The sequence below is a fragment of the Kribbella pratensis genome (genome assembly GCF_004365355.1).
Taxonomy (GTDB): Bacteria; Actinomycetota; Actinomycetes; order Propionibacteriales; family Kribbellaceae; genus Kribbella.
Genome location: NZ_SODP01000002.1, coordinates 1695265 through 1720253, shown reverse-complemented (window position 1 = coordinate 1720253; position 24989 = coordinate 1695265). Strand labels below are relative to the sequence as shown.

Genomic DNA, 24989 nt, shown 5'->3' with positions numbered 1-24989 from the left:
CGTGAGCAGACATGGGTCAGTCCACTACCAAGACCCGAGCGTGCAGGACCTGACGCTGCTGCAGCGCGGCACGGAGGGCGCGGTGCAGGCCGTCCTCGAGGTACATGTCGCCCTTCCACTCCACAACATGCGCGAACAGGTCGCCGTAGAAGGTCGAGTCCTCGTCGAGCAGCGCGTTCAGGTCAAGGGTGCCCTTCGTCGTGACGAGTTCGTCCAGCCGCACCTGCCGTGGTGGCAGCGAGGACCAGTCCTTCGGCCGCAGCCCATGGTCCGGGTACGGCCGGTCTTCCCCGACACGCTTGAAGATCACCTCCCGAAGTCTAGCGGGGTAGAAGGTCTCAAGTGGAGGTCATGAATGTCACCGGAATAGTCCGCTGCTCGCATACAACCTTTCGGCGTCGCCAAGCGTCCTAACAGGACGGCGAGGACTAGCATGCCGACCGGGTAGTACCGAGGGATTCCAGGCAACCGGGGAAAGGCACGCTGGCCATGGCTGAGTCAGGCGACGTCGTAGAGACCGTCAAGCAGGGGTACGCGTTCGAGGGGCCGGCACTCGAGCTGGGTGCGTTGCTGGTCGACGGTGAGCCGAAACCGGAGGCGGCGGTCCGGATCCCGCTGGGGATGATGAACCGGCACGGCCTGGTTGCGGGCGCCACCGGTACCGGTAAGACGAAGACTCTCCAACTGATGGCCGAGCAGCTGTCTGCGGCCGGTGTGGCGGTGTTCGCGGCCGACATCAAGGGCGACCTGTCGGGTGTCTCGCAGCCTGGCGAGGGCAACGACAAGCTGCTGGCGCGGACCAAGTCGATCGGCCAGGACTGGACCGCGACCGGGTTCCCGACCGAGTTCTACGCGCTCGGCGGCCAGGGCACCGGGATCCCGATCCGCGCCACGATCACCTCGTTCGGGCCGGTGCTGCTCTCCAAGGTGCTCGGGCTGAACGACGTACAGGAGTCGTCGCTCGGGCTGATCTTCCACTACGCCGACAAGGCCGGGCTGACGCTGCTCGACATCAAGGACCTGCGCTCGGTCATCCAGCACCTCACCTCCGACGAGGGCAAGGACGACCTGAAGGAACTCGGCGGGCTCTCCGCGGCCACCGCGGGCGTCATCCTGCGGTCGCTGATCGGGTTTGCGGACCAGGGCGCGGAGGCGTTCTTCGGCGAACCGGAGTTCGACACCGCCGACCTCCTGCAGCAGCGGGACGGCAAGGGCCTCATCTCGCTGCTCGAACTGCCGAACCTGCAGGACCGGCCTGCGCTGTTCTCCACGTTTCTGATGTGGCTGCTCGCCGACCTGTTCCACGACCTGCCCGAGGTCGGTGACCTGGACAAGCCGAAGCTGGTGTTCTTCTTCGACGAGGCGCACCTGCTGTTCAACGACGCGTCGAAAGCGTTCCTGGACGCCATCGCGCAGACCGTCCGGCTGATCCGGTCGAAGGGTGTGGGCGTCTTCTTCGTGACGCAGACGCCGAAGGACGTGCCGGACGACGTACTGGCGCAGCTCGGTTCGCGGGTGCAGCACCAGCTGCGGGCGCACACGCCGAACGACGCCAAGGCGCTGAAGGCGACCGTATCGACGTTCCCGACCTCGTCGTACGACCTGGGCGAGGTGCTGACCCAGCTCGGGATCGGCGAGGCGATCGTGACCGTGATGAACGAGAAGGGTGCGCCGACCCCGGTCGCGTGGACCCGGTTGCGCGCGCCGCAGTCGCTGATGGCGCCGGCGTCCGCGGAGCAGCAGACCGCGGCGGTGCAGGCCTCGCCGAACGACGCGAAGTACTCGCAGGCCATCGACCGCGAGTCGGCGTACGAGATCCTCGCGGCGAAGGTGCAGGCCGGCGCGGCGCAGGCCGAGGCCGAGAAGCAGGCCAAGGAGCAGGCCAAGCAGCAGCCGGAGTCGCGGCCGCGGGCGCAGAAGCAGGAGAAGTCGATGGTCGAGCAGGTCATCGGCTCGTCGGCGTTCAAGCAGTTCGCCCGGTCGGCCGGCCGGGAGATCGTCCGCGGGCTCTTCGGTTCTGCTCGAAGGCGCTGATTTTCCTTCCTTGCAAGGCAATCCGGCGTCTGATTGTTGATCAAACGACTGATTACCGAAGGATTGTCGATCGTTTCCAAGTCGTCATCCACAGCCGCGCCGCGACGGATTGGGACCTGACGCTCACTCGTCGTACCGTGTGAGGTGATGGTTGCACAGAGTAGGCAAGCGGTGCGTTCCTGGGCGCTCTGGACCCTGACGGTCCCGGCGTTCGCCGTCGTGGTGCTCGTGGACCTGGCCGCGATCGGGTACGGCGTGAAGGCGTTCACGGACCGTCCCGACTGGCGCGGGCTGGATGTGGTGTTCGCGCTGACGGTCTCCGCCCTGATCTCGGTCGAGGGCGCGCGCCGGGTGGAGAACCGGCGGCGGCGCGGCGGCGCGCTGCACAAGGATCTCGCCCCCGCCTGGATGATCGCCGCGACCGTGATCCTGCATCCGGCGCTGGCGATCCTGGTCGCCGTGCTGCTCCGGATCTGGTGGCGGATCCGGGCCGGCAAATGCATCCCGTACCGATGGGCCTTCTCGACCGCGGTCCACGTGCTCGCGGTCGGCGCCGCGCACGAGGTCTTCGTCTCGCTCCGCGGCGTCACCGGCGGCGACTTCGGTCTGGTCGTCTCGATGGTCGGCGCTTCGGCGGCGTACGTCGCGACCGACACCGTGCTCTGCGGGCTGGCGATCTCACTGATCATCCCGGGCAGCAGTCGCCGCGAGGTGATCGGCGGTCTGGACGACTTGGGCACCGACGCGACCGCCGCCACGCTCGGATGCCTGCTCGCGGCCGCCTGCCTGATCAGCCCGTGGTTCGCGTTCGTCGCGATCCCGATCACGCTGACCGCGCAGCGCGCCCTGCTCCTCGGTCAACTGGAGTCCGAGGCACAGACCGATCCGAAGACCAGCCTGACCCGGGTCGACTGGTGGCGCCGGCGGACCGAGGACATGCTGCGGACCGTCCGGGCCCAGCGCGAGCCGATGGCGGTCCTGCTGATCGACATCGACCACTTCAAACAGGTCAACGACCGGCATGGCCATCTCGTCGGCGACGAGGCCCTGCGCGCGGTGGCGACGATCCTGCGCAGCGCGATCCGGGCGAAGGACGTGATCGGCCGGTTCGGCGGCGAGGAGTTCGTGATCGCGCTCCCGGACACCGGGCTCGACGAGGCGACCATCACCGCCGACCGGCTGCGCAACGCGGTCTCCGCCAGCCCGCTGGCCGCGATGTGCGCCGGCGTTCTCGACGCACCGGACCTGGATCCGGACACGTTCCACCTGACCGTGAGCATCGGCGTCGCCGTGTATCCGAACGACGGAGCGACCGTCGACGACCTGCTGCTCCGCGCCGACCGCGCGATGTACGCCGCCAAGGCCGCCGGCCGCAACCGCGTTCGCCTGGCCGCCGACACGATCGCGCTGCCCAGGCTGAGCGGCTCGGACAAGATGTACGACGCGACAGAACCTTTGACCCCGGCGCGGCGTCCTGTTGCCTGAGGGCAACTGGACGGAGGCCGCCGGATGGGTGCTGCGGGGAGTCGCGACGACGACTTCACGGCCTTCGTGCTGGCCAGGTCCGCTCGGCTGATGCACTTCGCGCGGATGCTGTGCGGGGATGCGGGGCTCGCCGAGGATCTGGTGCAAACGGCGTTGGAGAAGGCGTACCTGCGCTGGGACCGGATCGAGATGGCTGATCCCTTTGCGTATGTCCGGCAGGCGGTGGTCAACCAGCACCTGTCGTGGGTGCGGCGACGGCTCTGGCGGGAGCGGCCGAGTGGCGATCCCATGGACCTGGAGCCTTGGGCCGGCGCCCTGAGTGATTCGGCCGGGCTCAGCGATCGTCGGCTGGCGTTGCTCAGTGCTCTGCGGTTGCTGACCCGGCGGGAGCGTGCGGTCGTCGTACTCCGGCATGTGGAGGACCTGTCCGAGGGGGACACCGCTGCCGTTCTTGGGGTGGCAGTCGGCACGGTGAAAAGCTCGAACGCCCGGGCCTTGCGGAAGCTGCGCGCCGCGCCGGCGTTGGCTGGAGTGGGAGAGACGGTATGACCATCGAGAGCGAGCTCCGCGAGCTGCAGACGGACAGCCCGGCGCTGGACCCCGCGCGGGTGATCGCCGGAGCGCGCCGGCGGCGTCGCCGTGGGGTGCTCACGGCCGCCGCGGCATCGGCTGGAGTCGCTGGAGTCGCAGCAGTCGGCCTGCTGGTCGCGCAGGATCCGGTGGCGGTTGGTCCTCCGGTGGCTGCGACGCCCTCGTCGGTGACCCCGTCTGTCACGCCGCCGCGATACGTCTTCCAGAACACCCGACCTGCGGTGGTCCCGCTCGCCGCCGGTGCCGAGGTGAAGATCGGGCCGTACCTGTCCTTCAAGACCAAAGGCACCCAGTGGGCGGTGATCAGCCGGCGGCCGGGTGAGCCGGCGTACGAGCCGTTCGGCTGGCGGCAGACAGTCGGGAACGCCAACATCGGCGACGGCGCGGATCCGGGGCTGCAGATCGCCGACAACGTGGTGACGTCGGTGTTCAGGAGCGAGACGGCGACCACGGTCGTCTACACATCCGGCCGCAAGGCCTGGTACGGGCAGATCCGCCGGCTGGCTGGTATCCCGGGTTGGGTCGCGGCGACGGCGGTGCTCCCGGTCGACGCGCAGTCGGTCTTCGCGTACGACGCCGACGGCAAGCTGGTCGGGTGTCTCGGTGATCCCAAGGACGATCCGTTGCGCCGGTGAAGAACCTTTCCCGCGGCGGGCACGTCCTTCAGCCCGACAACGAAACCTTGCGAAAGGCAACGAGATGCGAGACACGAGAGGGCTGGCCCGGCTGTTGCCGGCCGGCCTCGCCGCGGTCGCGGTGGCGGGCACGATGATCGCTGTCGCGGTATTCACCGGGACGAGCGACAAGGCCGCCGCTCAGGACACCGCGGTGGCGGGCGGTCCGGGTGGGACGATCGTGAAGAGCACCACGCCCGCGGGGCCGGTGAAGAAGGCGCCTAAGGCAACGAAGTACCAGGTCCAGAATGCCCGGCCCGCGGTCGGGACGCTGGCCGCCGGGCAGGAGGTGAAGCTCGGTCCGGGGCTGTACTTCAAGACCAAGGGCACGCAGTGGGCGGTGATCAGCCGACAGCCGGGTGAGCCGGCGTACGAGCCGTTCGGGTGGCGGCAAACCGTTGGTAACGCCAACATTGGCGATGGTGCCGACCCGGGAATGCAGTCGGTCGGCGGTACGGTCAGCTCGGTCTTCAAGAGCTCGCAGGCCGCGACCGTCGTCTACACGGTCGGCACCAAGGCCTGGTACGGGAAGATCTACCGGCTCGCCGGGATCACCGGCTGGGTCGAGTCTTCCGCGCAGGTGACTCCGTTGACGCCGCAGAACTCGCGCAGCAACGGCGTCTTCGTGTACGACGCGCAGGGCAAGCTGCTCAAGCGCTTCGGCGGCGGCGCGGACCCGCTGGCTCGCTGACACCGGGACTCCCGTACGTGGGCGGGCGTACGGGAGTCCCAGCTTGCATCAGCAGGTGCCGAAGGTACCGGCCGAGATCCAGGCCTTTGCGACGTACATGCCGGTATTCACGCGGAGCCAGATGTTGGTGGTGCCCTGGGAACCGGTGACGGTCTCACCGGTGGTCTGGCATTCGACGGTGACCTGTGCGGACTTGCCGGCCATGCCGACGACTGCGCCGGTCGAGTTCGGCGCGTTGCGGACGTTCAGGTAGCCGGACGAGATCGAGACCGTGCCGCGGCCGCCGTCACCCGTCCACAGATAGGTAACGTCGACGAACGAGTTGTCGGCCAGCTTCAGCGCGTCCCAGAACACGCCGTCCGCAAGGTCTATCCCAGCGGGGTTGGCGACGGTCCGACCGAACTGATCCTTGCCTCCGTTGTACCCGTCCTGGTACGCCGCCTGCGCCTCGGGCTTGCCCTGTGGGAGGTCCTTCCACATCTCGCGGGTCGCGCTCGGGTTCCAGTAATCGTCCTTCGTGTTCCACGGCCCGACGTCCCACACCGGCTCGAAGGCGCAGCGTGACGCGGTGCAGACCTTGACGGAGTACGTGCCGGATCCGTTGCCGGACAGCCCGCGCCGTGAGGGCAGTGCGACGAAGTGGTCGCGGCTCACGATCACGTGGCCGTTGGCCGTCGTACCGCCGACGAGGCCTTCGCGGGTGGCGAAGACGTGCGACTTGAGCGGCGCGGCCTGAATGCTCATCCGCGGAGCCGCGATCTTGTCGGCCGGCTGCACGGTCAGATCGGCGACGGACGGGCTGCCGCCGGTCGGTGGCGCGGTGAGGATCACCCGCAGCTGGACCTGGCTGCTCGCGGTGGGCAATGCGGTCGGTGTGCCGGTCTTCGCCTCGGTCCACTCCGACCATCGGCCGTCGGCCCAGGATCGTACGTCGACCGACCCGGACATACCGTTTGGTATGGCGGCCGTGTAGCCGACCACCACGGCCGAGGTCAAGGCGGCGAAGTGGACCGGGGTGAGCTCGGCCAGGCCGGAGCGTTGGTTGATCTCGGTCGAGCCGATCGCGGCGGGTGCGTCGCCGAGGACGATGCGGCCGCCTTCAACGCGGACGTTGCTCGACCCGGCGACCGGCTGCGCGACGGTGACGGGCTGCGCGACGGTGACGGGCTGGGAGGCGGCGGGATCGGGTGTGGGCGCGGGATCGGGTGTGGCGGCGGCGCTCGGCAAGGTTGCGGTAAAGATCGCCGCGGTCACGGCCAGACAGGCGGCGAGTGCGGCTGGACGACTGGTACGCATGGGCGGAACCTCCGGGGCGGTGAAGGCTTGTGCACCCAATGTGACAAACAAACACCACCTCTGTATAGGCCCGTGAATAAATTTCTCCCACTCCGAACAGAACCCGATCGGTGACTCAGCGGGTTTGGACCGGTGTGACAGAGGCTGAGGAGAATCGATGACCCGGACCGCGGACGCCGACTTCGAGCGATTCGTCGTGGCGCAGTCGACCCCTTTGCTCCGCTTCGCGGAGATGTTGTGCGGCGATCGGCATACCGCCGAGGACCTCGTGCAGCAGGCGTTGATGCGGTCCTATCCGAAATGGCACCGGCTGGAGGGCGACCCATTGCGGTTCGTCCGGCGGGTGCTGGTCAACCGATTCCTCTCCCAGGCCCGCCGGCGCTGGAACAACGAAGTACCCAGTGATCCGGTAGCAAACGATTGGGACCAGCGAGCGGTGGCGGACTTCGCCGGGGCGGTCCAGACCAGGGAGGCCGTGCTCTCGGCTCTCAACGGTCTGACCGTCCGGGAGAGAGCCGTGGTCGCGCTGCGCTACTCGCAGGATCTCTCCGAGGCCGAGACCGCCGAGCTCCTCGGCATGGCGACCGGGACCGTGAAGAGCACGGCCTCCCGGGCGCTGGCCAAGTTGCGTCTGGCACCCGACCTGATCGACAGCGGAGTTGGAGGAAACTGATGAGTGACGAGCAGCAAGTACGGAACGCGCTGACGTATGAGATCGAGCCGTGGCAGCCGGACGCCGGTGACCTGATGCGGCGCGGCAAGCGGCTGACCTGGCTGCGCCGGGGACTGGCCGCCGCGGGCGTCACCGCCCTGGCGGGAACCGTTGCGACCGTGTCCGCCGCGGTCGGCGGGCCGACCCTTCCGGTCAAGAACCTGCTGGTCGGCGGAAAGCCTCCGGTGCCGGCAGTGATTCCGGCCGGTACGCCGTCGGCGCCGTCGATCGACCCGACCTGCCTTCCGGCCAAGCCGCAGCTGCCAAAGGTGGTCGTGAACACGACGATCGACCCGAACAACCCGCCGACGCCGACATTGCCGGCCAAGCCCACGCTGCCGGCGAAGCCGACCCTGCCGACGCTGCCGACCGGCAAGCCCACGCTGCCGAGCAAGCCGAGCCTGCCGACCACCCGGCCCTCGTTGCCTGCCAAGCTGGCCTGGCCGACGACGAAGCCGACGCTGCCGAGCAAGCCGGGTATCCCCACCGCCAAGCCCACCTGGCCGACCGGCAAGCCCACGCTGCCGAGCAAGCCGAGCCTGCCGACGACAAAGCCCACGCTGCCGGCGCTCCCGACGGGCAAGCCCAGCCTGCCGACGACGAAGCCGACCCTCCCGTCGCTTCCGACCGGCCAGCCGACGCTGCCGAGCAAGCCTTCGCTGCCGGCCAAGCCGACGCTCCCGACCGCTAAGCCGTCGTTGCCCGGCAAGCCCGCGGTCCCGGCCGTGCCGGACTGCGTGCAGGGCGTGCCGACCGGTAAGCCGAGCCTGCCGATCAAGCCGAACCTGCCGAGCAAGCCGAACCTGCCGACGGCGAAGCCGACCGCACCGAAGCCGGCTGTGCCGACCGTGACGGTGTCGGCCGGTGTGAAGGTGACGGTCAAGCCGCACAGCAAGCCGACGCTGCCGTCGATCCCGACCACGAAGCCGACGCTGCCGACCCCGACGTCCAAGCCGAGCTTCCCGACGCCGAGCATCCCGACGGCGTTCCCGACCGGCCACCCCTCCTCAGGCCGGTAGGGCTCCCGGCCACCGGCGAGTAGGCCACCCTGCAAGACCTACTCGCCGGTGGCTCCATCCACGAGCTCGCGGGCCACGTCCAAGTGGCCCGCGTGCCGTGCGTACTCCTGCAGGACATGGAACAAGATCCAGTTCAGCGTCGGCCGATCGTCGGGCCCGAACCGCCCGCCGGCAGACGCAACCGTCGCGGGATCCATTCCGCTGACGACCTGCCGCGTGAACTCACCACCCACGTGCAACTGAGCCAGCAGGCTCTCCAGCGAGTCGTCTGCCGTCACCGCCCAGCGACCGTCGGGATCATCTCCGGAATCACCCCACGGATGCTCGACCTGCTCAGCGGTGAAGCCCCAGCGCAGCCACCGTCGCTCCATGAAGACCAGGTGCTTCAGCAGCTCCAGTGGCGACCATCCCGACGGCAACCGGCTGCCGCGTAGCTCGGCGTCGCTCAGCCCGGTCAGCTTCTTCTCGATGATCTCGCGATAGCGATCGAGGTACTGCAGATGCAGCTCGATCGTGTCTGCGACCTCCCTGGCCGGCTTCACGAAAGGCTCCGCAGGTACTCCGCGGTCGCATCGTCAGCGGGGTAGAACGACTCGATCATCAGCTCGGACACCGTGACGTCGAGCGGGGTGCCGAACGTCGCGATCATCGTCAGCAACGACAACTCGCGCCCGTCGTGCGTGAGCTTGAACGGTATGACGACCTCAGCCGGTCCGGGTGGTGCCGGCTTGTCGTCCACGGCGTACGCGCGGAGTTCGTCGTACAGGTCCTGGAGCTCGGGGTCGGCGGTGCTCGCGGCCTGGCGTTGCAGGCTGGCGAGTGCGCTGGCGCGGACCTCGGCGATGTTGCCGATCCGTTTGGCCAGGCCGTCCGGGTGCAGGGTCAGCCGAAGGGCATTGATCGGTGCCTGGAGCAACTTCTCGTCGACGCCCGCGGTGAAGATCCGGATCCCGGCGTTGGTCTCGACGATGTTCCACCAGCGGTCGACCACGAGCGCCGGGAACGGCTCGTGCGCCTTGAGCAGGCGGCGCAGCGTCGTACGAACGGCAAGCATCGCCGGCGAGTGCAGCGACGCCTCGCTGTAGATCGGCGCGAAGCCGCCCGCGAGCAGCAGTTGGTTCCGGTCCCGCAGCGGTACGTCGAGGTGCTCGGCGAGCCGCAGCACCATGTCCCGGCTCGGTTTGGACCGCCCGGTCTCCACGAAACTCACGTGCCGGGTGGACACCTCGACCCGGTTCGCCAGCTCGAGCTGACTGAGCCGGCGCCGCTCCCGCCACCCGCGCAGAAGCTCGCCCACCGGGCGCTGGAACGTCTCCTCGATCGTTGCTGCCATACCCCGACCGTAGCGGTCGGCGTAGACATCGCCATTACCTCCGACGTCATCGACCGCCGCCCGGGTACGGCGGCAAGGTTCTGGTCATCGAAACCTTCCGAGGAGGAAACACCATGAACGCAACCGCTCTCGCCGACCAGTACTTCGCGATGTGGAACGCCGCCGACGCCGACCGCCGGGCCGAGCTCATCGCCGCAACCTGGACCGACGACGCGACCTTTCAGGACCCCAGCTTCGAGACCACCGGCCACGACGAGCTGAACAAGCTGGTCGGCGCCGCCCAGCAGATGTTCCCGGGACTGTCCTTCGTCCGCACCGGCGACATCGACGAACACCACGCCTACCTGCGCTGGACCTGGCACCTCAAGGCCGACGGTCAGGAGCCGGTGGCCGGGGGTACCGACATCGTCGTCCTCGACGGCGACGGCAAGATCCAGAAGCTGATCGGCTTCCACGATTTCGCGCCTGAGCACTGAGCCGGGCGCCGACCGCGGACGGTTAATTGAGTGGAAGCCCGGCGGCGGCCGGAGCACCATGGGCGGGTGCTCACCGCCGAAGAGCTGGACGTTTTCGAGCGCGACGGGATCGTGAAGGTCCCGTCCGCGTTCTCCGCCGACGATGCCGCGCGGATGCGGGACGCCTTGTGGGACGAGTTGTCCGAGCGGTACGGGATGGATCGTGCCGACCGGTCGACCTGGACGCCGTCGCGGCCGACGGGTTTGAAGAGCACGAAGTCGTCTCGCGCGGCCCACGCGATCCTCGGGCCGCGGGTGCGATCGGCGCTCGACGGTCTGCTGGGTCAGTGGCTCGAGCCGAAGCACCAGGGGCAGGTCCTCGTCACGATGCCGGAGGGTGGGCAATGGGCCGTCCCGCATCGCCAGTGGCACACCGACGTGGGCTTCGACGAGACGCCCCAGGCCGTCAAGATCTGGGCGTTGCTCGGCGATCTCGAGCCGGGTGGTGGCGGGACACCGCAGGTCGCGGGTTCGCACAAGGTGGTCGAGCGCTTCCTGACCACGACCGAAGAGCGCGAGTTCAAGGCCGTACGTGACGAGGTACTGCGGTCAGATCCGTGGTTCCGCAACCTGACGTCCGAGCAGCGCACGGTGGATCCGATGGCACCGGCAGATCTCGACGGTCTGCCGGTCCGGGTCATCGAGCTCACCGGTCAGGCCGGCGACGTGTACCTGACCCATCCGTGGATCCTGCACTCGATCGCGCCCAACGCGGCCGATGCGCCTCGGATGATGCGCAGCCGCTTCATCTACGCTGCTCGTTCATCGTGAGAGGGCGCTGATCAACCTGGCGCACCGGACCGGATCCTCGGTGAGGCCCGCCTGAAGTCCCCACAGCCAGTAGTCGACGGTCCGCCAGATCACCCAGTCGCGTGCGCGGTCCCGGTCCAGGCCGGCTTCGCGAACCGCGAGATCGAAGTACGGGACGATGTCGGTCATCCTGTCGAGGTCCCACCACAGGACGCGGCCGAGGTCGAACTCGATGTCGCCGCGGTACAGCACCGGGTCGACCATCAGCCAGGCCTCCCGGTGCCCGGCGAGGACCTGGCCGGAGTGGAAGTCGCCGTTGACTGCCGCGGTTGACGTCGTCTCGGTCGGGGCGACGTCGAGTGCCTCGCGCAGGATCGCGGCGTCGAACGGACGACCGAGCCGTTCCCACTGCGGCTCGAGCTCGGCTGATCGCGTCGTCACGATGTCCGCGGTCGACGGCGCATCCGCCGGACCGGAGACGGCGATCCTGCGCATCAGCTGCCCGAGGACGACGGTCACTTCGTCGATCGGCCGGGTCAGCAACGGAGTCGACAGCCGCTCGAGCAGCATCGCTCCGGCCTCGGCATCGTCATCCACCAACAGGACCATGCCGCGGCCGTCCCACCATTTCAGCGCCCGGACCTGCTGGGTGACCTCGGCACCGGGCTGCGACATCCGCAGTGCGAGCTCCATGCCGTCCCGCTCGACCGGTACGACGATCGCGTTCGACCCGTGGGCGATCGGCCCTGCTACAGCGAGGTTCCAGCGGCGGCATTGCTCGTCGACTGCTCGAGGCAACGACGCCAGCCAGGCCTGCCCTTCCGTCCACCACCGCGGCATCTCGAGGAACGACTCGGGCAGCTCGATCACCCTGGAACCGTAGCGGGGCAACCCGGGGCAGCGCTTCCGATTTCCAGAAGGCCTCCCCGGAAACGGGATCGCGGACCATGATGTGGGACATGGGCGGAGAGGTTGACGTTGACGGGTTGCAGTTCGACCCGGAGGTTTCCCAGCAGATCGAGTCCGTGTACAGGACGCCGGATGTGGTCGAGCAGCGACGGGTGGTGCGGGCGGCGTTGGCGTTGCGGCCGGGGGACAGGGTGCTCGACGTCGGTGTCGGGCCGGGGTTGCTGGCCGCCGAGATGGCCGCTGAGGTCGGGCCGGACGGGCGGATCTGCGGCATCGACATCAGCGAGAGCATGCTGGCGATCGCGGGGACCAGGACGGAGGTGCCAGGCGGGCCCAGGATCGAGCTGGAGCTGGCTACGGTCGCCCGGATCCCGCATCCGGCGGAGAGCTTCGACGTGGTGGTGTCGACCCAGGTGTTCGAGTACGTCGATGATGTGGCCGGCGCGCTCGTGGAGGTACGGCGAGTGCTGCGGCCGGCCGGTCGCGTCGTACTGCTCGACACCGACTGGGGATCGCTGGTGTGGCGGTCGAGTGACGACGAGCGAATGGCCCGGGTGCTGACCGCGTTCGAGGACCATCTGGCCGATCCACATCTGCCGCGGACGCTGGCCGACGTACTGGCCACGTCCGGTTTCACGCTGACCCACGAACAGGTGGTGCCGATCCTCAACACGGCGTACGACGCGCGGACGTACAGTGCCGGGCTGATCGACATCGTGTCGGAGTTCGTGCCGGGCCATGCCGGCGTGACCGAGGAGGAGGCCCAGGCCTGGGCGGACGATCTGCGGAGTATGGGGCCGAGCTACTTCTTCAGCCTCAACAGGTATCTGTTCGTCGCGTCCGCGCTCTGAGGCCCCGTACCCCGGCGGGTGCATCCTGGGAGAGACACACCCGCCGGGCCGGTCGTTCTCCCGCCCCTCAGTGGGAGAACTCGCGGCTCGGTGAACACCACCCATGCCCGAATGGCACTGACCGAACCGCGGGACCACCTACAGGTACCCCATCCGGCCCCTCCGCACACACCCCGGCACGCGGAGCGGACGGAAAACTTCACGTTCCCCAAACCTTTACAGCTAGTTACCTGACCTCGCACCTGCTTAGGCTGAGCTGCGATTTCGCCCGCCGGGGGTCGGCGCGCGATCGATCAGGGGGAAGGGGAACGGGGCTATGCCGGAAGTGTTCGACGAGTTGACCGACGACGAGCTGGACCAGCTGGAGGCGCTCGGCGCCGCCGAGGACGCGGAGCTGATCCTCGGCCCGGCGACCGGGGATAAAGATGCCTGAGGCAAGGATTTCCTGGCGGGGCGTCACGATGAACAGGCGGACGGTGGCGATGGTCGAGGCCGCCGAGCAGCTGTACAAGTCCAAGTTCGCGATCCTGCAGGGGTCGTACAACAAGGGCGGCGTGGAGGCGTCGGCCGGCACTCACGACGGTGGCGGCGCGGTCGACATCGACGTACGGACGAAGAGCGCCGCGCAGCGGGTCGCGGTGGTGAAGGCGATGCGCGCGGTCGGGTTCGCCGCGTGGCTGCGGACACCGGCGCAGGGCAAGTGGCCGTACCACGTGCACGGGATCGCGGTCGGCGACAAGGACCTGTCCCGCGGCGCGGCGATCCAGGTGACGGAGTACCACCGCAAGCTCAACGGGCTCGCCAACCGGGGCAAGGACGACGGGCCGCCCGGGTACTACGGGATGACCTGGGAGCTCTACCTGAAGGCACACCCGCCGAAGCAGCCGGTGCCGGACTCGACGATCTCGCTGGCCGCGATGGCGTACGCGCGGACGCATGACGCGATGACCGGTGTGTGGGGCGCGGACCGGGCCCGGGTGATCGCCTGGGCGGCGCACCCGCGGGTCGGCGCGATCACCAAGGCCGAGACGGTGCCGGCCGCGGGCGTGCCGTGGCACCTGCATTTCCAGCGGGTGATCCGGAAGGTGCAGCTGCACTTCAAGCTCGAGGTCACCGGGATCTTCAACAACTCGGTCGCCGCGGAGATGAAGCGATACGGGTACACGATCGTCGCCTGAGTTCGTTTGCGGGCGGACGCGACATGGGCAAGGCCCCACCGGTAGCAGCCGGTGGGGCCTTGTTGGTCCACTACCGCCCGGGCATCCCCGGTGCAGCTGTGGAGGTGGAGAGCGGAACCGACGCCGATGCAGGGGTCAAGACGTCAGCTCCGCTTGTCTATGGAGTTGTCACTATCGAGTCGACTGCCCAGACCTGCGCCTGGTGGAACTCGAGGTGCTGGCGCATCGCCGCCGGAGCGCCGTCGTCTACGCCGAGGTGATTCATGGTCGGTACGACGACCGCGCGGACGTCGGACCTCTTGACTTCGTCGAGCAGTGCGTGGAACGCAGCGGACTCGGCCGCGTCGCGCTCGGTGTAGACGGTGCCGAGGGTGAAGCCCTCCGCGCTGGCGAATGCGGCGAGTGAATCGGTCGCCGCGGCCAGCTCCTCCGCGCAGCTCAGCGCGTCGGCCCGTACATACCCGAGCAGCGTCGGCCGGGTGGTCATCGCTCTGCCGTGTCCACCAGCACCGGCTCGCTCGTCACCCGGAGGGAGGCGAACCGCCGACGCATGGCTTCCTCGTACTGCCCGGCCTGCTCCACGTTCGTGGTGTGGTCCGCGATCGGGTGAGCGCCGAACCAGACCCGCACCCGACGGTGCGTTGCGGGGGTCTCGAGCGTCTCGGTCATCGCGATTCCTTCAGCAGTGTGTGGTAGGCCCCGAACGGCTTTGTCCGGCGCTGAGTAAAGAACACAACATCGGCGGGCCCTTCGGAACCGTTTGGAAGGGACCTTTACAGAGGCCTAACGCAGCGTAGGGAAACCCTACGAACCCGCAGGTCATCGGCCTCTCGGACCGGTACCCGGGGAGTCGGGAAACCATGTCAAGAATGTTTGCCGCAATGTGCCGATAACGATTCGGAGACGCCCCCGGGGTATTCGGCCGGGCTAAAACTATGACGTCCTGCTAACCCTTTGCGCTGACTCGCTCACGTACCGAGATGACCAATTCCGTGCTGTTGCTGCTGGCAACAAGATCGATCAGCTCCGGCTGAAGTGTGCGGGATGACGCGGTACGACGATCAGCGAGAGGACTGCCGCGCAGACGGCCAGCGCCGCGATGAGGTTGAGGGTGAGGCGTAGTTGGAGGGCGAGCGCCATCGCGGGGGCGGCCAGGGCGCCGATCAGCAAGGCCAGTGAGTCTGCGGCGAAGAAGAGTGCGCCGACGCTCGCGAGCACGGCGGTTGGTGCTGTCCGTTGGATCGTGGTCTGGGCCGTGATGAGGAGGATGCTGCCGGGCAGGCCGATCAGAACTGCTGCGGCGACGGCTAGCGGGACATTCGGCGCGTTGAAGAGCGCGAAGTACGCCAAGGCTGTGACGAATTGAGTGAGGGTGAGTAGTTCGCGGGTGCCGAGGAGTCGGGCCGCCCTGGTGCTTGCGGCGGCGCCGATGAGATATCCGGCGCCGAGGCCGGAGATCAGGTAACCGACGACGTACCCCGGAGCGTGCAGGCGGTCGACGGTGAACGGTACGAGGAGCGCGGTCAGGCCGGCGTTCGCGGTGAGGAAGACCGTCTGGCCGATGAGGATGCCGCGGAGCGCCCGGTGGTTGACGACGGCGCGAAGCCCTTCGAGGGGTCGCGGTGGTACGCCGGTGGTCGGGTGGCGGCGGGTGTGGACCGTGGCGATTGTTGCCGCCGACAACAAGTAGCTGACGATGTCGACGATGAGCACGCACGTGATCCCGGGGCCGGCCAGCAGGAGCGCGCCGAGCGGTGGCGCGGCCAGCCGGATCGCGCTGCTGGTGACGGCGTTGATGGCGTTGGCTCTCGCGAGTTCACTCCCCGTGCCGACGACGGCCGGCAGCAGAGCGCGTACGGCGGGCCGGAAGACCGTGGTCGCGGTGTTCTCGAGCAGGATCGCGAGGTAGATCAGCCAGACGTGATCCCGGTCGGCGAACAGGATCAGTCCGACCGCGGCAGCGCTGGCGAGATCCGCGATCCACATCGCCCGCGCCAGGTCCCAGCGGTCGAGCAGTACGCCGGCCCAGGGGCCGATCAGCAACGCGGGAAGGGCTTCCAGGGCCAAGGTCAGTCCCGTCGCGACCGCCGACCCGGTCAACGTGAACACGTAGAACGGGATCGCCACGATCAGCAGCCAGGACCCGATGCCCGACACCGCGCCGCTGAACCAGAGCCTCCGGAAATCTCTCACGGCGCAGCAATCTATCTTCATGGAATAGACAGTCGCAATAGTGTTCTGTGAAGATATGGCTCATGGAGTTGGGTGAGGTACTGCGCGACCGTCGCAAGGCGGCCGGGCGGACCATCGCGTCGGTGGCCGTCGATGCCGGTCTGTCCGTCCCGTACATCGCGAATCTGGAGAACGGGCGGGGCAACCCCACGGTCGCCGCGCTGGATCGGCTTGCGACGGCGCTGGGGGCGGAGCTCGAGGTGAGGATCGGGGACTCAGAGCCACCTGCTCTACCGTCGGCCGGGACCGAGTTGGTGTCCGGGTCCGATCGGGCCGGCTCGGTTGTCGCGCTGCTCGCCGCTGGATCTGCTGGATCTGCTGGATCTGCTGAAGCCGGCGGGGCCGCTCGTGGCAGGTCTCGTGCGGCGGTCCGCCGCGATCTGGTCGCGGCGCTCGACTCGCTCGCCGTCTTGCTCGGTCGCCCGCCGAGCGCGGCCGACCTGAGCCGGTTCCTTGACCTCGTGGTGCTCGCGCAATCCGGTCGCGGGCTGTGATCGGCGCACCGTAAGGTCCGGGGCATGGACATCGGTGCGCGGATCGCCGCGGCTCAGCTGACCGGTTCGGCGCGCTCGAAGCGGCAGGTGATCGCCGGGCCGCTGGCCGGACTGCTGCACGACGACGATGCGTGGTACCTGTCCGGCGTACTCGCGGCTGAGCCCGGGCAACCGTTCGATCCGGACGAGATCCCGTGGGCGATCGACACGATCCGCCAGGCGTTCGCCGCCGAAGGACGATGGGTGCACGCGGAGTTCGTCGACGAGGCGAACCCCGGCTTGGCCGAGGCACTCGCGGCGCAGGGGATGACGATCGTGTCGCACCTCCCGCTGCTCGTGGTCGAGCCTCTTGAGCTGATCGTTCCGTCGTTGTCGGCAGGTACGACGGTGCAGGTGGTGTCGTCTCCGGAGGAGCAGGCCGTGGCGAATGCGGTCGCCGCGGAGGCGTACGAGATGGACAGCGCCGACTTCGCGTACAAGCCCGACCCTGCGGACGGCGGTGCGGTGATCGTTTACGTGGACGACGTACCAGCCGCGACCGCAGCGTGGACCGCAGTCGCCGACGAGGTCTCGGAGGTCGCCGGCGTAGGGACCATCCACAGCCACCGCCGGCGCGGCCTGGGCGCGATCGCCACCGCCTACGCAACCCAGAGCGCCTTCAACCTAGGCGGCGCAACACTGGCCTGGCTAACCCCCGGCGACGACGGCGCAGACCGCATCTACCGCCGCCTCGGCTACACCCCCCGCGCCACCGCCGTACACCTAGGCGACCCCGACGGCCATTTGGCCGACCTGCGGTGATCAACTGCGGCTGTCTGGGCGGAGAAGTCGGGTGATCGTGGTGTTGAGGGTCTTGTTGGCGGTTCGGGTGGAGAGGCGGCCCGCGGCGACCGACTCGCCGGCGGCGTGGCCCAGGGCGACGACGGACGTGACCAGCCAGTCGACCGGAAGTTCGCGGGTGATTTCGCCGGTGTTCTGACCTCGGCGGATCAGTCGGGTGAAGCGCTCGGTCACCGGGTCGTGGCGCTCGTCGGGGCCGGCGGTTCGCGGTACGTGCAGGAGCAAGGGGTGTTGCTCGAAGGTCCGCCAGCTCAGGTTGATCAGCCGCAACAGCTTGTCCAGCGCGGGTCCTTCGTCCAGTTCGAGGTTGTCGATCGCCTCCAGCGTCTCCTGAGTGAATTGATCCAGGACGGCATTCAGCAGTACGTCGCGGGACGTGAAGTGTGCGTACACGGTCTGCCTGGTCACGTGCGCCGCTTCCGCGATGCGCTCCAGGCTCGCGTCGGGCTGCTCGTCGAGCAGGACCACGGCCGCCGCCAGGATCGCCGCCCTGCTGCGGTCGGCGTCGGCGCGGCGGCGTCGTACCGGCTTGTTCTCTGACACCTTGTAAAGGTTAACCGAGGCGCTTATCTTTGACAGCATGTCAGAGTTAAGCGCACGGGAGTTCGTCGCGGACTTCTTCGGCTCGTTCACCCGGGAGGTCGTCGCGGGCGGCGACGCCGCTGAGGTTGTGGACCGGTACTACACACCCGACATCGAACAGATCGCCGACGGCATCACGCTCGACCGGCAACGCCTGATCGACCACCTCCGCCCGATCCGGAAGAACCTGGTCTCCTGCTCGTACGACGTCCACGAAGCGATCCGCACGGAGGACCGTCTGGCCGCGCGGTTCACGATCCACGCCGAGATGCGCCGCGGACGGACGATCTCCACCGAGGTCTACCTGTTCGGCGAACTCGCGCAGGACGGCCGGATGCGACGTACGACCCAAGCAACCCGCAACCTCAGCGCATCATGACGACGTTCCACGTGCTCGGGATGACCTGCGCGCACTGCGTCGGTTTCGTCACCGAGGAACTCGAAGCACTGCCCGGCGTCGACGCGGTCACGATCGATCTGGCGACCGGAATGGTTGACCTGACCACCGATCGCCCCATCGAACCGGCCGCGATCCGGACCGCGGTTGAAGCGGCCGGCTACGAGGTCGCGTCGTGAGCCGTAGTGCGATACGTCAGGAGAGCGACGCCGCTGGGGAACGACGTACTGCCGGTCAACGTCAGCTTCTGTGATGAGCCGTCGGGGAAGAGACGGCGGCCGGTGGCGACCACTGACGGATAGACGAACAGGCGGTACTCGTCGACCAGGTCAGCTGCGATTAGTTGATGGGTGACGTCGATGCTGCCGGTGCAGACGATGTCTCCGCCGGCAGCGTCCTTCAGTCGGCGCACCTCGTCCAGATCGCGGAGGATGGTGGTCGGCTCCCACCCGGGATTCTGCAGCGTCGAGCTCATGACGTACTTCTGCACCTGGTTCAGGTACGCCGAGATGCCGGTCGGATCGTCGGTCTGTTTGGGCCAGAAGCCGCGCAGCTGCTCGAACGTCACGCGACCGGTGAGGAACGCGTCGGCGCGTGCCATCTGCTCGCGCAGCGCTTCGAGCACCTCCGGGCCGCCGTCGGCCGGTCCGAACCAGTCACCCGCCTCGATGACACCGTCGACGGTGATGTTCTGGGTGACGATCAGGTCTCGCATCAGACTCCTCCTGGCTGGATTCACCTGGTACGTCGGAACCAACCGTCATCGCTCGACATGCCTTCCCGTCGGCACCTCGACGGATACCCCTCGAGGTGCCGAGCCGTCCGCCCGACCCGGCACGTCAGCGGACCGTGAATCCCGCGTTCCGGAACGCTTCCGCGAGTGACGTCTCGTCCATCGGGGTCTCAGCCTGCTTGCCACCACGACCCTGGCCGCCCTGACCACCGGGCCCGCGGTTCCCGCCGCGCCCGCCCTGGCCACCACGGCCGCCTGATCCGCCTGGCCCGCGACCCTGCTCACCGGAGCCGCCTCGTCCTTGACCGCCCTGGCGGCCTTGACCGCGGCCGCCTTGGCCGCCCTGGTTTCCGCCGGACCGGGCGCCGCGATCGCCGGGACGTCCGCCGCCGGCGCCCGGTTCGTCGTCCAGGCGCAGCGTGAGTGAGATCCGCTGCCGCGGGATATCGACCTCGAGCACCTTGACCTTGACGATGTCGCCCGGCTTCACGACCTCGCGCGGGTCCTTGACGAAGTTCTTCGACAGCGCGGACACGTGGGCCAACCCGTCCTGGTGCACGCCGATGTCGATGAACGCGCCGAACGCGGCCACGTTGGTGACCTGGCCCTCCAGCCGCATCCCCGGCTTCAGGTCCGCGATCTTGTCCACACCTTCGGCGAACACCGCGGTCTTGAATGCCGGCCGTGGGTCGCGACCCGGCTTCTCCAGTTCGGCCAGGATGTCCCTGACGGTCGGCAGGCCGAACATGTCGTCGACGAAGTCCGCTGCCTTCAGCCGCTTCAGCTCAGGCGAGCCGATCAGCGACTTCACGTCGGACCCGGTCGCGTCGAGGATCCGGCGTACGACGGGGTAGGCCTCCGGGTGCACGCTCGACGTGTCGAGCGGGTCGTCACCGTCGGGGATCCGGAGGAACCCGGCCGCCTGCTCGAACGCCTTCGGGCCGAGGCGTGCGACCTCGCGCAGCGCCGTACGCGACTTGAACGGGCCGTTGACGTCGCGGTGCTGGACGATGTTGTCGGCCAGCCCCGGCGTGATGCCGGAGACGCGGGTGAGCAGCGGCGCGGACGCGGTGTTGAGGTCGACGCCGACCGCGTTCACACAGTCCTCGACGACCGCGTCGAGCGATCGGGACAGCGAGTTCTCCGGGAGGTCGTGCTGGTACTGCCCGACGCCGATCGACTTGGGATCGATCTTCACCAGCTCGGCCAGCGGGTCCTGCAGACGGCGCGCGATCGAGACCGCGCCGCGCAGCGACACGTCCATGCCGGGCAGCTCCTGCGAGGCGAATGCGGACGCCGAGTAGACCGACGCGCCTGCCTCCGACACGACCGCCTTGGTGAGCTTCAGCTCGGGGTGCTTGGCGATCAGTTCACCGGCCAGCTTGTCCGTCTCGCGCGACGCCGTACCGTTGCCGATGGCAATCAACTCGACGTTGTGCGCGGCGGCGAGCGCGGCCAGGGTGGCGATCGACTTGTCCCACTGGTTCTGCGGGACGTGCGGGTAGATGACGCCGGTGTTGACGACCTTGCCGGTGGCGTCGACGACCGCGACCTTCACGCCGGTGCGGAAGCCCGGGTCGAGGCCCATCGTCGCGCGGGTGCCGGCCGGGGCGGCCAGCAGCAGGTCACGCAGGTTGGCCGCGAATACCCGGATCGCCTCGTCCTCGGCGATCTGGCGCAACCGCATCCGCAGATCGATGCCGAGGTGCACGAGGATCTTCGTCCGCCAGGCCCAGCGGACCGTCTCGACGAGCCACTTGTCGGCCGGGCGGCCCTGGTTCTCGATGCCGACCTTGCGGGCGATGGTCGTCTCGTACTCCGTCGGTCCGTCGACCTCGACGCCCGCCGGCAGCGGCTCGACCGTGATCGTCAGCACGTCCTCCTTCTCGCCGCGGAACAGGGCGAGGATCCGGTGCGACGGCATCTTCGTGAACGGCTCGTCGAAGTCGAAGTAGTCCGAGAACTTCGCGCCGTCGGTCTCCTTGCCTTCCCGCACGGCGGACGCCAGCCGGCCCTGCTCCCACAGGCGCTCGCGCAGCTCACCGATCAGGTCGGCGTCCTCGGCGAACCGCTCGACCAGGATCGCGCGGGCGCCGTCGAGCGCTGCCTGCGGGTCGGGGACCTCGGCGTTCACGAACACCGCGGCCGCGGCGAACGGCTCGACGTCCGGGTCGGCCATCAGGCCGTCAGCGAGCGGCTCGAGGCCGTTCTCCCGGGCGATCATCGCCTTGGTCCGGCGCTTCGGCTTGAACGGCAGGTAGATGTCCTCGAGCCGCGACTTGGTGTCCGCGGCGAGGATCTGCTCCTTCAGCGCGTCGTCGAGCTTGCCCTGGCTCTCGATCGAGTCGAGCACGGTCTGCCGGCGCTCCTCGAGCTCACGCAGATACCGCAGGCGCTCCTCGAGCGTGCGCAACTGCGCGTCGTCGAGCTCTCCGGTGACCTCTTTGCGGTACCGCGCGATGAACGGCACGGTCGACCCCTCGTCGAGCAACGCCACCGCCGCCCGCACCTGGTTCTCACCCACCTCGAGCTCATCCGCGATCCGCCGCTCGATCGACTGCACCACCACTGTCCGATTCCCCTCTACCGACAAACCCGCCGAACATTCTGCCCCGGCCGGGCTCCATATCCTTCCCCATCCCACCCCCCACCCCGAAACCCGTCCCACCCCCACCTGTGGACAACCCATGCGATCATCAACCGGGGAGGAACCGCATGGGGCAGTTCAAGCAGTACGTCGAGAGCTACAACCCGCCACGCCTGCACCGCGCGATCCAGGTAGTGGTCCCACTGGCCTTCGTCGTGAAGGCAGCCGTGAACCCCACCCTCGAGAACGTCCTCTGGGCAGCGAGCCTCGTCGTACTGATCCTTCCCTTCGGCATCGCCCCTGAGGCGCATGCCGCCCGCATGGCTGCCCTGGACAGGCGTCCTATCCTGAGCGTCGTCTTCATGTCTCTGGTGCTGGCCGCCGGGCTCTTCGCCATGCTCGTCGAGATCCTCGGTCTCACCCGCACCACCAGCATCCTCATCGCGGTCCCCGTGGCCCTGGCAGCGCCACTCTCCAGCGTCGTCCGCCGACGTGAACGTCCCCGCGGATCGGAATGACCCGAAACGTCAACTGGCCGGGCCGCGGTCCGACGTGGATCGCTGTGCCCGCGCTCGTCGCGATGCTGTTCGGCGGACTGACGTTGCTCGAGCTGGACAGCCGGGTGAGCCTGAGCCATGAGCTACTCGCCGGCGGTGCCGAGAGCGCGGCGAGTTCGGTCGAGGTGGTGGTTTACCCGGGGAAAGGCAGTCCGCTCATCGGTGAGGTTCGGGTCGTCTTCGCCGCCCCTGGCCGGGGGCAGGTCCGGACCGTTCTCCAGTACTGCGAGGACGATCGGCAAGGGATGCCGGAGGGAGTGCAAACACCCGCGCCCGGCACTCGCTACGCGATGCCCCTCCAGATCGTCTACTTGCCGTCCGATCCGTCGACCGCACTGGCGGCCGTCGATGCTCGCGATTGGACCATGGACAGGCGCACGCCACGCAACGGCTGGGGCCTGCTTGTCGGCGGATCGACGTTTCTTCTGCTGGCAATGGTGCTGCTTACCATCGGTGCCCGCCGACGCGGCCTGTCCTGGTGGGAGTGGTACTCCGAAGGCAGGCTCGAAAGGACTGGGCCGCAATGATCGGCGGATCGAGCCTGGCGCGGTCTGGTGCCGCCGTCAAAAGGTGGCACGAGAAGTTCGAACGCCGGAGCCAACGACGTCCCGGTCGGACGATGCGGCTCTTCGCGTTGGCGGGGGCGCTGTTCACCGTGAATGGACTGACCGAGGCAAACGGCTGGCACGACGTTGCGTCGCTGGCCTCGGTGCTGGTGCTCTTGAGCTTCGTTATCGTCGCACCGCGAGCCCTGTACGACGGACGTTCGGGCCCGTGGGCGGATCGGCACAAAGTGCTCTCGTGGTTGCTGGCTGCTGTGTTCATGGGCGCCGCAGGCTTCTTGGCGGTGTCAGCGTTCCTGGACGATTGGAAGTTCGGGCTGTTCGTGATGATGCCGGTTGCAGCCTTGACCGTCGCCAGGTTGATTGCGGATCGCCGCAGGGTGAACACGGACAAGGGGTCGTCGTCCGGACTGGACGACGACCCCTCGGTTCTCCGCAGATCAGGCTGCTTCGAGGAGTAGCTCTTCCTCGTCCTCAACCTCGGACGCCGGCTTCGGCTGGCGCATTACGGTGAGTGCGATGGCTACTGAGGCGGCGACGATGGCGGCGGCTACGGCGAAGGAGAGGTGGTAGCCGTCGGTCAGGGCCTGGAGGGCCGGCTTGGTGCTGCCGGCGGTGCGGGTGGCGGAGAGGGTGGCGAGGATGGCCAGGCCCAGGGCGGCGCCTACCTCGCCCATGGTGCCGATCAGGCCTGACGCCAGACCGGCGTCCTCGGGCTTCACATCTGACATCGACAGACCCATCAGCGCCGGGAAGCAGACGCCGCCGCCCAGGCCCAGCAGTACCAGCACCGGCAGTACGTGGACGAAGTAGTTGCCACCGACCGGAGCCTGGGTGAAGAGCGCCAGTCCGACGACGATCAGGGACAGTCCGGCGATCAGCGGGCGGCGCGGGCCGAAGCGCATGACCAGCTTCTCGGAGTACTTCACCGACAGCAGCCCCATCACCACGGTGGTCGGCAGGAAGGCCAGTCCGATCTGGAGTGCGTCGTACCCGAGCACCCGCTGCAGGTACAGCGAGCCCAGGAAGAAGATGCCGAACATCCCGGAGGCGGACAGCGCCTGGATCAGGTTCGCGCCGGTCAGCGTCCTGGAGCGGAAGATCCGCAGCGGCACCAGCGGGTTGGCCGCGGTCGCCTCACGGGTGATGAAGCCGGCCAGCAGTACTAAGGTCGCCGCAGCCAGCGCCAGCGTCCGCGGAGCGGTCCAGCCGAGCTCAGCAGCCGGCTTGACGATGGTGAAGACGCCCACCATCAGCGCCGCGGTGATCAGCACCGCACCGGGTACGTCGGTGCCCTTGCCGATCCCCAGGCCCTTGTCCTTCTCGATCAGCTTCACCGCGAGTACTGCGGTCAGTACGCCGAGCGGGAGGTTCACGAAGAAGATCCAGTGCCAGCTGATCGCCTGCGTCAGGACGCCACCGGCCAGCAGACCGATCGACCCACCGGCGGACGCGACGAACGCGTACACGCCGATCGCCTTGGCCTGCTCCCGCGGCTCGGGGAACAGCGTCACGATCATGCCGAGGATCACTGCGGAGGTCAGCGCACCGCCGACGCCCTGGATGAACCGGGCGATGACGAGCATCTCCTGCGTCTGCGCCAGCCCGCACAGCACGGAGGCGGCGGTGAAGACGACCAGTCCGGCGGTGAAGATGTTCCGCCGACCGAGGAGGTCGCCCAGCCGGCCGGCCAGCAGGAGCAGGCCGCCGAAGGCGATCAGGTAGGCGTTCACTACCCACGCCAGCGAGGAGCTGGTGAAGCCGAGGTCGTCCTGGATGGCCGGCAGGGCCACGTTCACCACGGTTACGTCGAGCACGATCATCAACATGCCCGCGCAGAGGGTGTACAGAGCCAGCCAGCGCGAGCGGCCGCCCTGCGTGGCCGGCGTAGTCGCCAGGGTGTCGGTCGTCGCGTGCATCTCGAGGTCTCCTTGCAGTTCGTCGTTTTTGGGCCTTACACCCATAC

30 protein-coding genes are annotated in these 24989 nt (G+C 68.3%); 18 read left to right on the top strand and 12 right to left on the bottom strand.

Annotated features, from left to right (window positions below; all coding sequences use genetic code 11):
• Nucleotides 1-16: 16 nt before the first annotated feature.
• Nucleotides 17-310: a type II toxin-antitoxin system VapB family antitoxin gene (locus EV653_RS24990; RefSeq protein WP_130445815.1), complete on the bottom strand. Its 294-nt coding sequence runs from the start codon at nucleotides 308-310 to the stop codon at nucleotides 17-19.
• 179 nt (nucleotides 311-489) lie between these two features.
• Between EV653_RS24990 and EV653_RS24985 the strand changes: the two genes are divergently transcribed.
• The 5 genes from EV653_RS24985 to EV653_RS24965 all read left to right on the top strand — a co-directional run bounded on the left by EV653_RS24985 (nucleotide 490) and on the right by EV653_RS24965 (nucleotide 5475).
• A complete protein-coding gene (locus EV653_RS24985) occupies nucleotides 490-2034 on the top strand; it encodes a helicase HerA-like domain-containing protein (protein WP_134106104.1) in 1545 nt (514 codons plus the stop codon).
• A 147-nt stretch (nucleotides 2035-2181) separates the two neighbouring features.
• On the top strand, nucleotides 2182-3519 hold the full coding sequence (locus EV653_RS24980; RefSeq protein WP_134106103.1) for a GGDEF domain-containing protein: 1338 nt from the start codon (nucleotides 2182-2184) through the stop codon (nucleotides 3517-3519).
• A gap of 24 nt (nucleotides 3520-3543) precedes the next feature.
• Entirely contained in the window at nucleotides 3544-4068 is a 525-nt protein-coding gene (locus EV653_RS24975) for a SigE family RNA polymerase sigma factor (RefSeq protein WP_134106102.1), read from the top strand.
• Nucleotides 4065-4745: a hypothetical protein gene (locus EV653_RS24970; protein WP_134106101.1), complete on the top strand. Its 681-nt coding sequence runs from the start codon at nucleotides 4065-4067 to the stop codon at nucleotides 4743-4745. The genes EV653_RS24975 and EV653_RS24970 overlap by 4 nt, the downstream gene beginning before the upstream one ends.
• A 64-nt stretch (nucleotides 4746-4809) precedes the next feature.
• Nucleotides 4810-5475, top strand: coding sequence for a hypothetical protein (locus EV653_RS24965; protein WP_134106100.1), 666 nt, complete (start codon nucleotides 4810-4812; stop codon nucleotides 5473-5475).
• A gap of 48 nt (nucleotides 5476-5523) precedes the next feature.
• Here the strand turns inward: EV653_RS24965 and EV653_RS24960 are convergent, their stop codons facing one another.
• Nucleotides 5524-6771, bottom strand: coding sequence for an SH3 domain-containing protein (locus EV653_RS24960; protein WP_134106099.1), 1248 nt, complete (start codon nucleotides 6769-6771; stop codon nucleotides 5524-5526).
• A gap of 157 nt (nucleotides 6772-6928) precedes the next feature.
• On the opposite strand from EV653_RS24960, the gene EV653_RS24955 reads away from it, so the two are divergent.
• Both EV653_RS24955 and EV653_RS24950 read left to right on the top strand, forming a co-directional pair.
• Nucleotides 6929-7444, top strand: coding sequence for a SigE family RNA polymerase sigma factor (locus EV653_RS24955; protein ID WP_134106098.1), 516 nt, complete (start codon nucleotides 6929-6931; stop codon nucleotides 7442-7444).
• Complete coding sequence (locus EV653_RS24950) at nucleotides 7444-8502, top strand: hypothetical protein (RefSeq protein ID WP_134106097.1); 1059 nt, start codon at nucleotides 7444-7446, stop codon at nucleotides 8500-8502. Before EV653_RS24955 ends, EV653_RS24950 begins: the two co-directional genes overlap by 1 nt.
• A 38-nt stretch (nucleotides 8503-8540) precedes the next feature.
• Here EV653_RS24950 and EV653_RS24945 read toward each other — a convergent pair whose 3' ends face one another.
• Nucleotides 8541-9044 (bottom strand): DinB family protein, encoded by a 504-nt coding sequence (locus EV653_RS24945; RefSeq protein ID WP_134106096.1) that lies wholly within the window; start codon nucleotides 9042-9044, stop codon nucleotides 8541-8543.
• A complete protein-coding gene (locus EV653_RS24940) occupies nucleotides 9041-9835 on the bottom strand; it encodes a helix-turn-helix domain-containing protein (protein WP_134106095.1) in 795 nt (264 codons plus the stop codon). The genes EV653_RS24945 and EV653_RS24940 overlap by 4 nt, the downstream gene beginning before the upstream one ends.
• Before the next feature lie 113 nt (nucleotides 9836-9948).
• Here EV653_RS24940 and EV653_RS24935 point away from each other — a divergent pair, with 113 nt between their 5' ends.
• Entirely contained in the window at nucleotides 9949-10311 is a 363-nt protein-coding gene (locus EV653_RS24935; RefSeq protein ID WP_134106094.1) for a nuclear transport factor 2 family protein, read from the top strand.
• Nucleotides 10312-10377: 66 nt separating this feature from the next.
• The gene (locus EV653_RS24930; RefSeq protein ID WP_166679547.1) at nucleotides 10378-11121 is read left to right on the top strand and encodes a phytanoyl-CoA dioxygenase family protein; all 744 of its coding nucleotides are present in this window, start codon (nucleotides 10378-10380) and stop codon (nucleotides 11119-11121) included.
• Here EV653_RS24930 and EV653_RS24925 read toward each other — a convergent pair.
• Nucleotides 11113-11970 (bottom strand): aminoglycoside phosphotransferase family protein, encoded by an 858-nt coding sequence (locus tag EV653_RS24925; RefSeq protein ID WP_134106092.1) that lies wholly within the window; start codon nucleotides 11968-11970, stop codon nucleotides 11113-11115. The two genes, EV653_RS24930 and EV653_RS24925, sit on opposite strands and share 9 nt — an antisense overlap.
• A gap of 89 nt (nucleotides 11971-12059) precedes the next feature.
• Between EV653_RS24925 and EV653_RS24920 the strand changes: the two genes are divergently transcribed.
• Both EV653_RS24920 and EV653_RS24915 read left to right on the top strand, forming a co-directional pair.
• A complete protein-coding gene (locus EV653_RS24920; protein ID WP_134106091.1) occupies nucleotides 12060-12860 on the top strand; it encodes a methyltransferase domain-containing protein in 801 nt (266 codons plus the stop codon).
• Between the two features lie 461 nt (nucleotides 12861-13321).
• Nucleotides 13322-14038, top strand: coding sequence for a hypothetical protein (locus EV653_RS24915; protein ID WP_238160066.1), 717 nt, complete (start codon nucleotides 13322-13324; stop codon nucleotides 14036-14038).
• A gap of 157 nt (nucleotides 14039-14195) precedes the next feature.
• Here the strand turns inward: EV653_RS24915 and EV653_RS24910 are convergent, their stop codons facing one another.
• The 3 genes from EV653_RS24910 to EV653_RS24900 all read right to left on the bottom strand — a co-directional run bounded on the left by EV653_RS24910 (nucleotide 14196) and on the right by EV653_RS24900 (nucleotide 16231).
• A complete protein-coding gene (locus EV653_RS24910; protein ID WP_134106089.1) occupies nucleotides 14196-14525 on the bottom strand; it encodes a hypothetical protein in 330 nt (109 codons plus the stop codon).
• Nucleotides 14522-14707: a hypothetical protein gene (locus EV653_RS24905; protein ID WP_134106088.1), complete on the bottom strand. Its 186-nt coding sequence runs from the start codon at nucleotides 14705-14707 to the stop codon at nucleotides 14522-14524. Before EV653_RS24905 ends, EV653_RS24910 begins: the two co-directional genes overlap by 4 nt.
• 351 nt (nucleotides 14708-15058) lie before the next feature.
• Nucleotides 15059-16231 (bottom strand): MFS transporter, encoded by a 1173-nt coding sequence (locus tag EV653_RS24900; RefSeq protein WP_166679546.1) that lies wholly within the window; start codon nucleotides 16229-16231, stop codon nucleotides 15059-15061.
• A 62-nt stretch (nucleotides 16232-16293) separates the two neighbouring features.
• On the opposite strand from EV653_RS24900, the gene EV653_RS24895 reads away from it, so the two are divergent.
• Both EV653_RS24895 and EV653_RS24890 read left to right on the top strand, forming a co-directional pair.
• Nucleotides 16294-16764, top strand: a complete 471-nt coding sequence (locus EV653_RS24895; RefSeq protein WP_134106086.1) for a helix-turn-helix domain-containing protein — start codon at nucleotides 16294-16296, stop codon at nucleotides 16762-16764.
• Between the two features lie 24 nt (nucleotides 16765-16788).
• Complete coding sequence (locus EV653_RS24890) at nucleotides 16789-17565, top strand: GNAT family N-acetyltransferase (RefSeq protein ID WP_134106085.1); 777 nt, start codon at nucleotides 16789-16791, stop codon at nucleotides 17563-17565.
• Here the strand turns inward: EV653_RS24890 and EV653_RS24885 are convergent, their stop codons facing one another.
• The gene (locus tag EV653_RS24885) at nucleotides 17566-18147 is read right to left on the bottom strand and encodes a TetR/AcrR family transcriptional regulator (protein WP_238160063.1); all 582 of its coding nucleotides are present in this window, start codon (nucleotides 18145-18147) and stop codon (nucleotides 17566-17568) included.
• Between the two features lie 37 nt (nucleotides 18148-18184).
• Between EV653_RS24885 and EV653_RS24880 the strand changes: the two genes are divergently transcribed.
• Together EV653_RS24880 and EV653_RS24875 are read left to right on the top strand one after the other, a co-directional pair.
• The gene (locus tag EV653_RS24880; protein ID WP_134106083.1) at nucleotides 18185-18565 is read left to right on the top strand and encodes a nuclear transport factor 2 family protein; all 381 of its coding nucleotides are present in this window, start codon (nucleotides 18185-18187) and stop codon (nucleotides 18563-18565) included.
• Nucleotides 18562-18762 carry a heavy-metal-associated domain-containing protein gene (locus tag EV653_RS24875; protein WP_134106082.1) on the top strand — a complete coding sequence of 67 codons (201 nt, stop codon included), beginning with the start codon at nucleotides 18562-18564 and terminating at the stop codon, nucleotides 18760-18762. The genes EV653_RS24880 and EV653_RS24875 overlap by 4 nt, the downstream gene beginning before the upstream one ends.
• On the opposite strand, the gene EV653_RS24870 is transcribed toward EV653_RS24875, so the two are convergent.
• Both EV653_RS24870 and EV653_RS24865 read right to left on the bottom strand, forming a co-directional pair.
• Nucleotides 18744-19298, bottom strand: coding sequence for a dihydrofolate reductase family protein (locus tag EV653_RS24870; protein WP_134106081.1), 555 nt, complete (start codon nucleotides 19296-19298; stop codon nucleotides 18744-18746). The genes EV653_RS24875 and EV653_RS24870 overlap by 19 nt on opposite strands.
• 124 nt (nucleotides 19299-19422) lie before the next feature.
• Complete coding sequence (locus EV653_RS24865) at nucleotides 19423-21882, bottom strand: Tex family protein (protein ID WP_166679597.1); 2460 nt, start codon at nucleotides 21880-21882, stop codon at nucleotides 19423-19425.
• Nucleotides 21883-22031: 149 nt separating this feature from the next.
• Between EV653_RS24865 and EV653_RS24860 the strand changes: the two genes are divergently transcribed.
• The 3 genes from EV653_RS24860 to EV653_RS24850 all read left to right on the top strand — a co-directional run bounded on the left by EV653_RS24860 (nucleotide 22032) and on the right by EV653_RS24850 (nucleotide 23484).
• A complete protein-coding gene (locus EV653_RS24860; protein ID WP_134106079.1) occupies nucleotides 22032-22421 on the top strand; it encodes a hypothetical protein in 390 nt (129 codons plus the stop codon).
• A gap of 44 nt (nucleotides 22422-22465) precedes the next feature.
• Nucleotides 22466-22987 carry a hypothetical protein gene (locus EV653_RS24855; protein ID WP_134106078.1) on the top strand — a complete coding sequence of 174 codons (522 nt, stop codon included), beginning with the start codon at nucleotides 22466-22468 and terminating at the stop codon, nucleotides 22985-22987.
• A gap of 92 nt (nucleotides 22988-23079) precedes the next feature.
• Nucleotides 23080-23484 carry a hypothetical protein gene (locus EV653_RS24850; RefSeq protein WP_166679545.1) on the top strand — a complete coding sequence of 135 codons (405 nt, stop codon included), beginning with the start codon at nucleotides 23080-23082 and terminating at the stop codon, nucleotides 23482-23484.
• Here EV653_RS24850 and EV653_RS24845 read toward each other — a convergent pair.
• On the bottom strand, nucleotides 23464-24942 hold the full coding sequence (locus tag EV653_RS24845; protein WP_134106076.1) for a DHA2 family efflux MFS transporter permease subunit: 1479 nt from the start codon (nucleotides 24940-24942) through the stop codon (nucleotides 23464-23466). The genes EV653_RS24850 and EV653_RS24845 overlap by 21 nt on opposite strands.
• Nucleotides 24943-24989: the final 47 nt, after the last annotated feature.

Coding starts and splice junctions, on each gene's coding strand:
- EV653_RS24845 (WP_134106076.1), bottom strand. CDS start 24,942: ATGCACGCGACGACCGACACCCTGGCGACTACGCCGGCCACGCAGGGC.
- EV653_RS24935 (WP_134106094.1), top strand. CDS start 9,949: ATGAACGCAACCGCTCTCGCCGACCAGTACTTCGCGATGTGGAACGCC.
- EV653_RS24940 (WP_134106095.1), bottom strand. CDS start 9,835: ATGGCAGCAACGATCGAGGAGACGTTCCAGCGCCCGGTGGGCGAGCTT.
- EV653_RS24850 (WP_166679545.1), top strand. CDS start 23,080: ATGCGGCTCTTCGCGTTGGCGGGGGCGCTGTTCACCGTGAATGGACTG.
- EV653_RS24920 (WP_134106091.1), top strand. CDS start 12,060: ATGGGCGGAGAGGTTGACGTTGACGGGTTGCAGTTCGACCCGGAGGTT.
- EV653_RS24915 (WP_238160066.1), top strand. CDS start 13,322: ATGAACAGGCGGACGGTGGCGATGGTCGAGGCCGCCGAGCAGCTGTAC.
- EV653_RS24895 (WP_134106086.1), top strand. CDS start 16,294: ATGGAGTTGGGTGAGGTACTGCGCGACCGTCGCAAGGCGGCCGGGCGG.
- EV653_RS24975 (WP_134106102.1), top strand. CDS start 3,544: ATGGGTGCTGCGGGGAGTCGCGACGACGACTTCACGGCCTTCGTGCTG.
- EV653_RS24950 (WP_134106097.1), top strand. CDS start 7,444: ATGAGTGACGAGCAGCAAGTACGGAACGCGCTGACGTATGAGATCGAG.
- EV653_RS24910 (WP_134106089.1), bottom strand. CDS start 14,525: ATGACCACCCGGCCGACGCTGCTCGGGTATGTACGGGCCGACGCGCTG.
- EV653_RS24905 (WP_134106088.1), bottom strand. CDS start 14,707: ATGACCGAGACGCTCGAGACCCCCGCAACGCACCGTCGGGTGCGGGTC.
- EV653_RS24860 (WP_134106079.1), top strand. CDS start 22,032: ATGGGGCAGTTCAAGCAGTACGTCGAGAGCTACAACCCGCCACGCCTG.
- EV653_RS24955 (WP_134106098.1), top strand. CDS start 6,929: ATGACCCGGACCGCGGACGCCGACTTCGAGCGATTCGTCGTGGCGCAG.
- EV653_RS24960 (WP_134106099.1), bottom strand. CDS start 6,771: ATGCGTACCAGTCGTCCAGCCGCACTCGCCGCCTGTCTGGCCGTGACC.
- EV653_RS24980 (WP_134106103.1), top strand. CDS start 2,182: ATGGTTGCACAGAGTAGGCAAGCGGTGCGTTCCTGGGCGCTCTGGACC.
- EV653_RS24970 (WP_134106101.1), top strand. CDS start 4,065: ATGACCATCGAGAGCGAGCTCCGCGAGCTGCAGACGGACAGCCCGGCG.
- EV653_RS24875 (WP_134106082.1), top strand. CDS start 18,562: ATGACGACGTTCCACGTGCTCGGGATGACCTGCGCGCACTGCGTCGGT.
- EV653_RS24965 (WP_134106100.1), top strand. CDS start 4,810: ATGCGAGACACGAGAGGGCTGGCCCGGCTGTTGCCGGCCGGCCTCGCC.
- EV653_RS24870 (WP_134106081.1), bottom strand. CDS start 19,298: ATGCGAGACCTGATCGTCACCCAGAACATCACCGTCGACGGTGTCATC.
- EV653_RS24890 (WP_134106085.1), top strand. CDS start 16,789: ATGGACATCGGTGCGCGGATCGCCGCGGCTCAGCTGACCGGTTCGGCG.
- EV653_RS24985 (WP_134106104.1), top strand. CDS start 490: ATGGCTGAGTCAGGCGACGTCGTAGAGACCGTCAAGCAGGGGTACGCG.
- EV653_RS24880 (WP_134106083.1), top strand. CDS start 18,185: ATGTCAGAGTTAAGCGCACGGGAGTTCGTCGCGGACTTCTTCGGCTCG.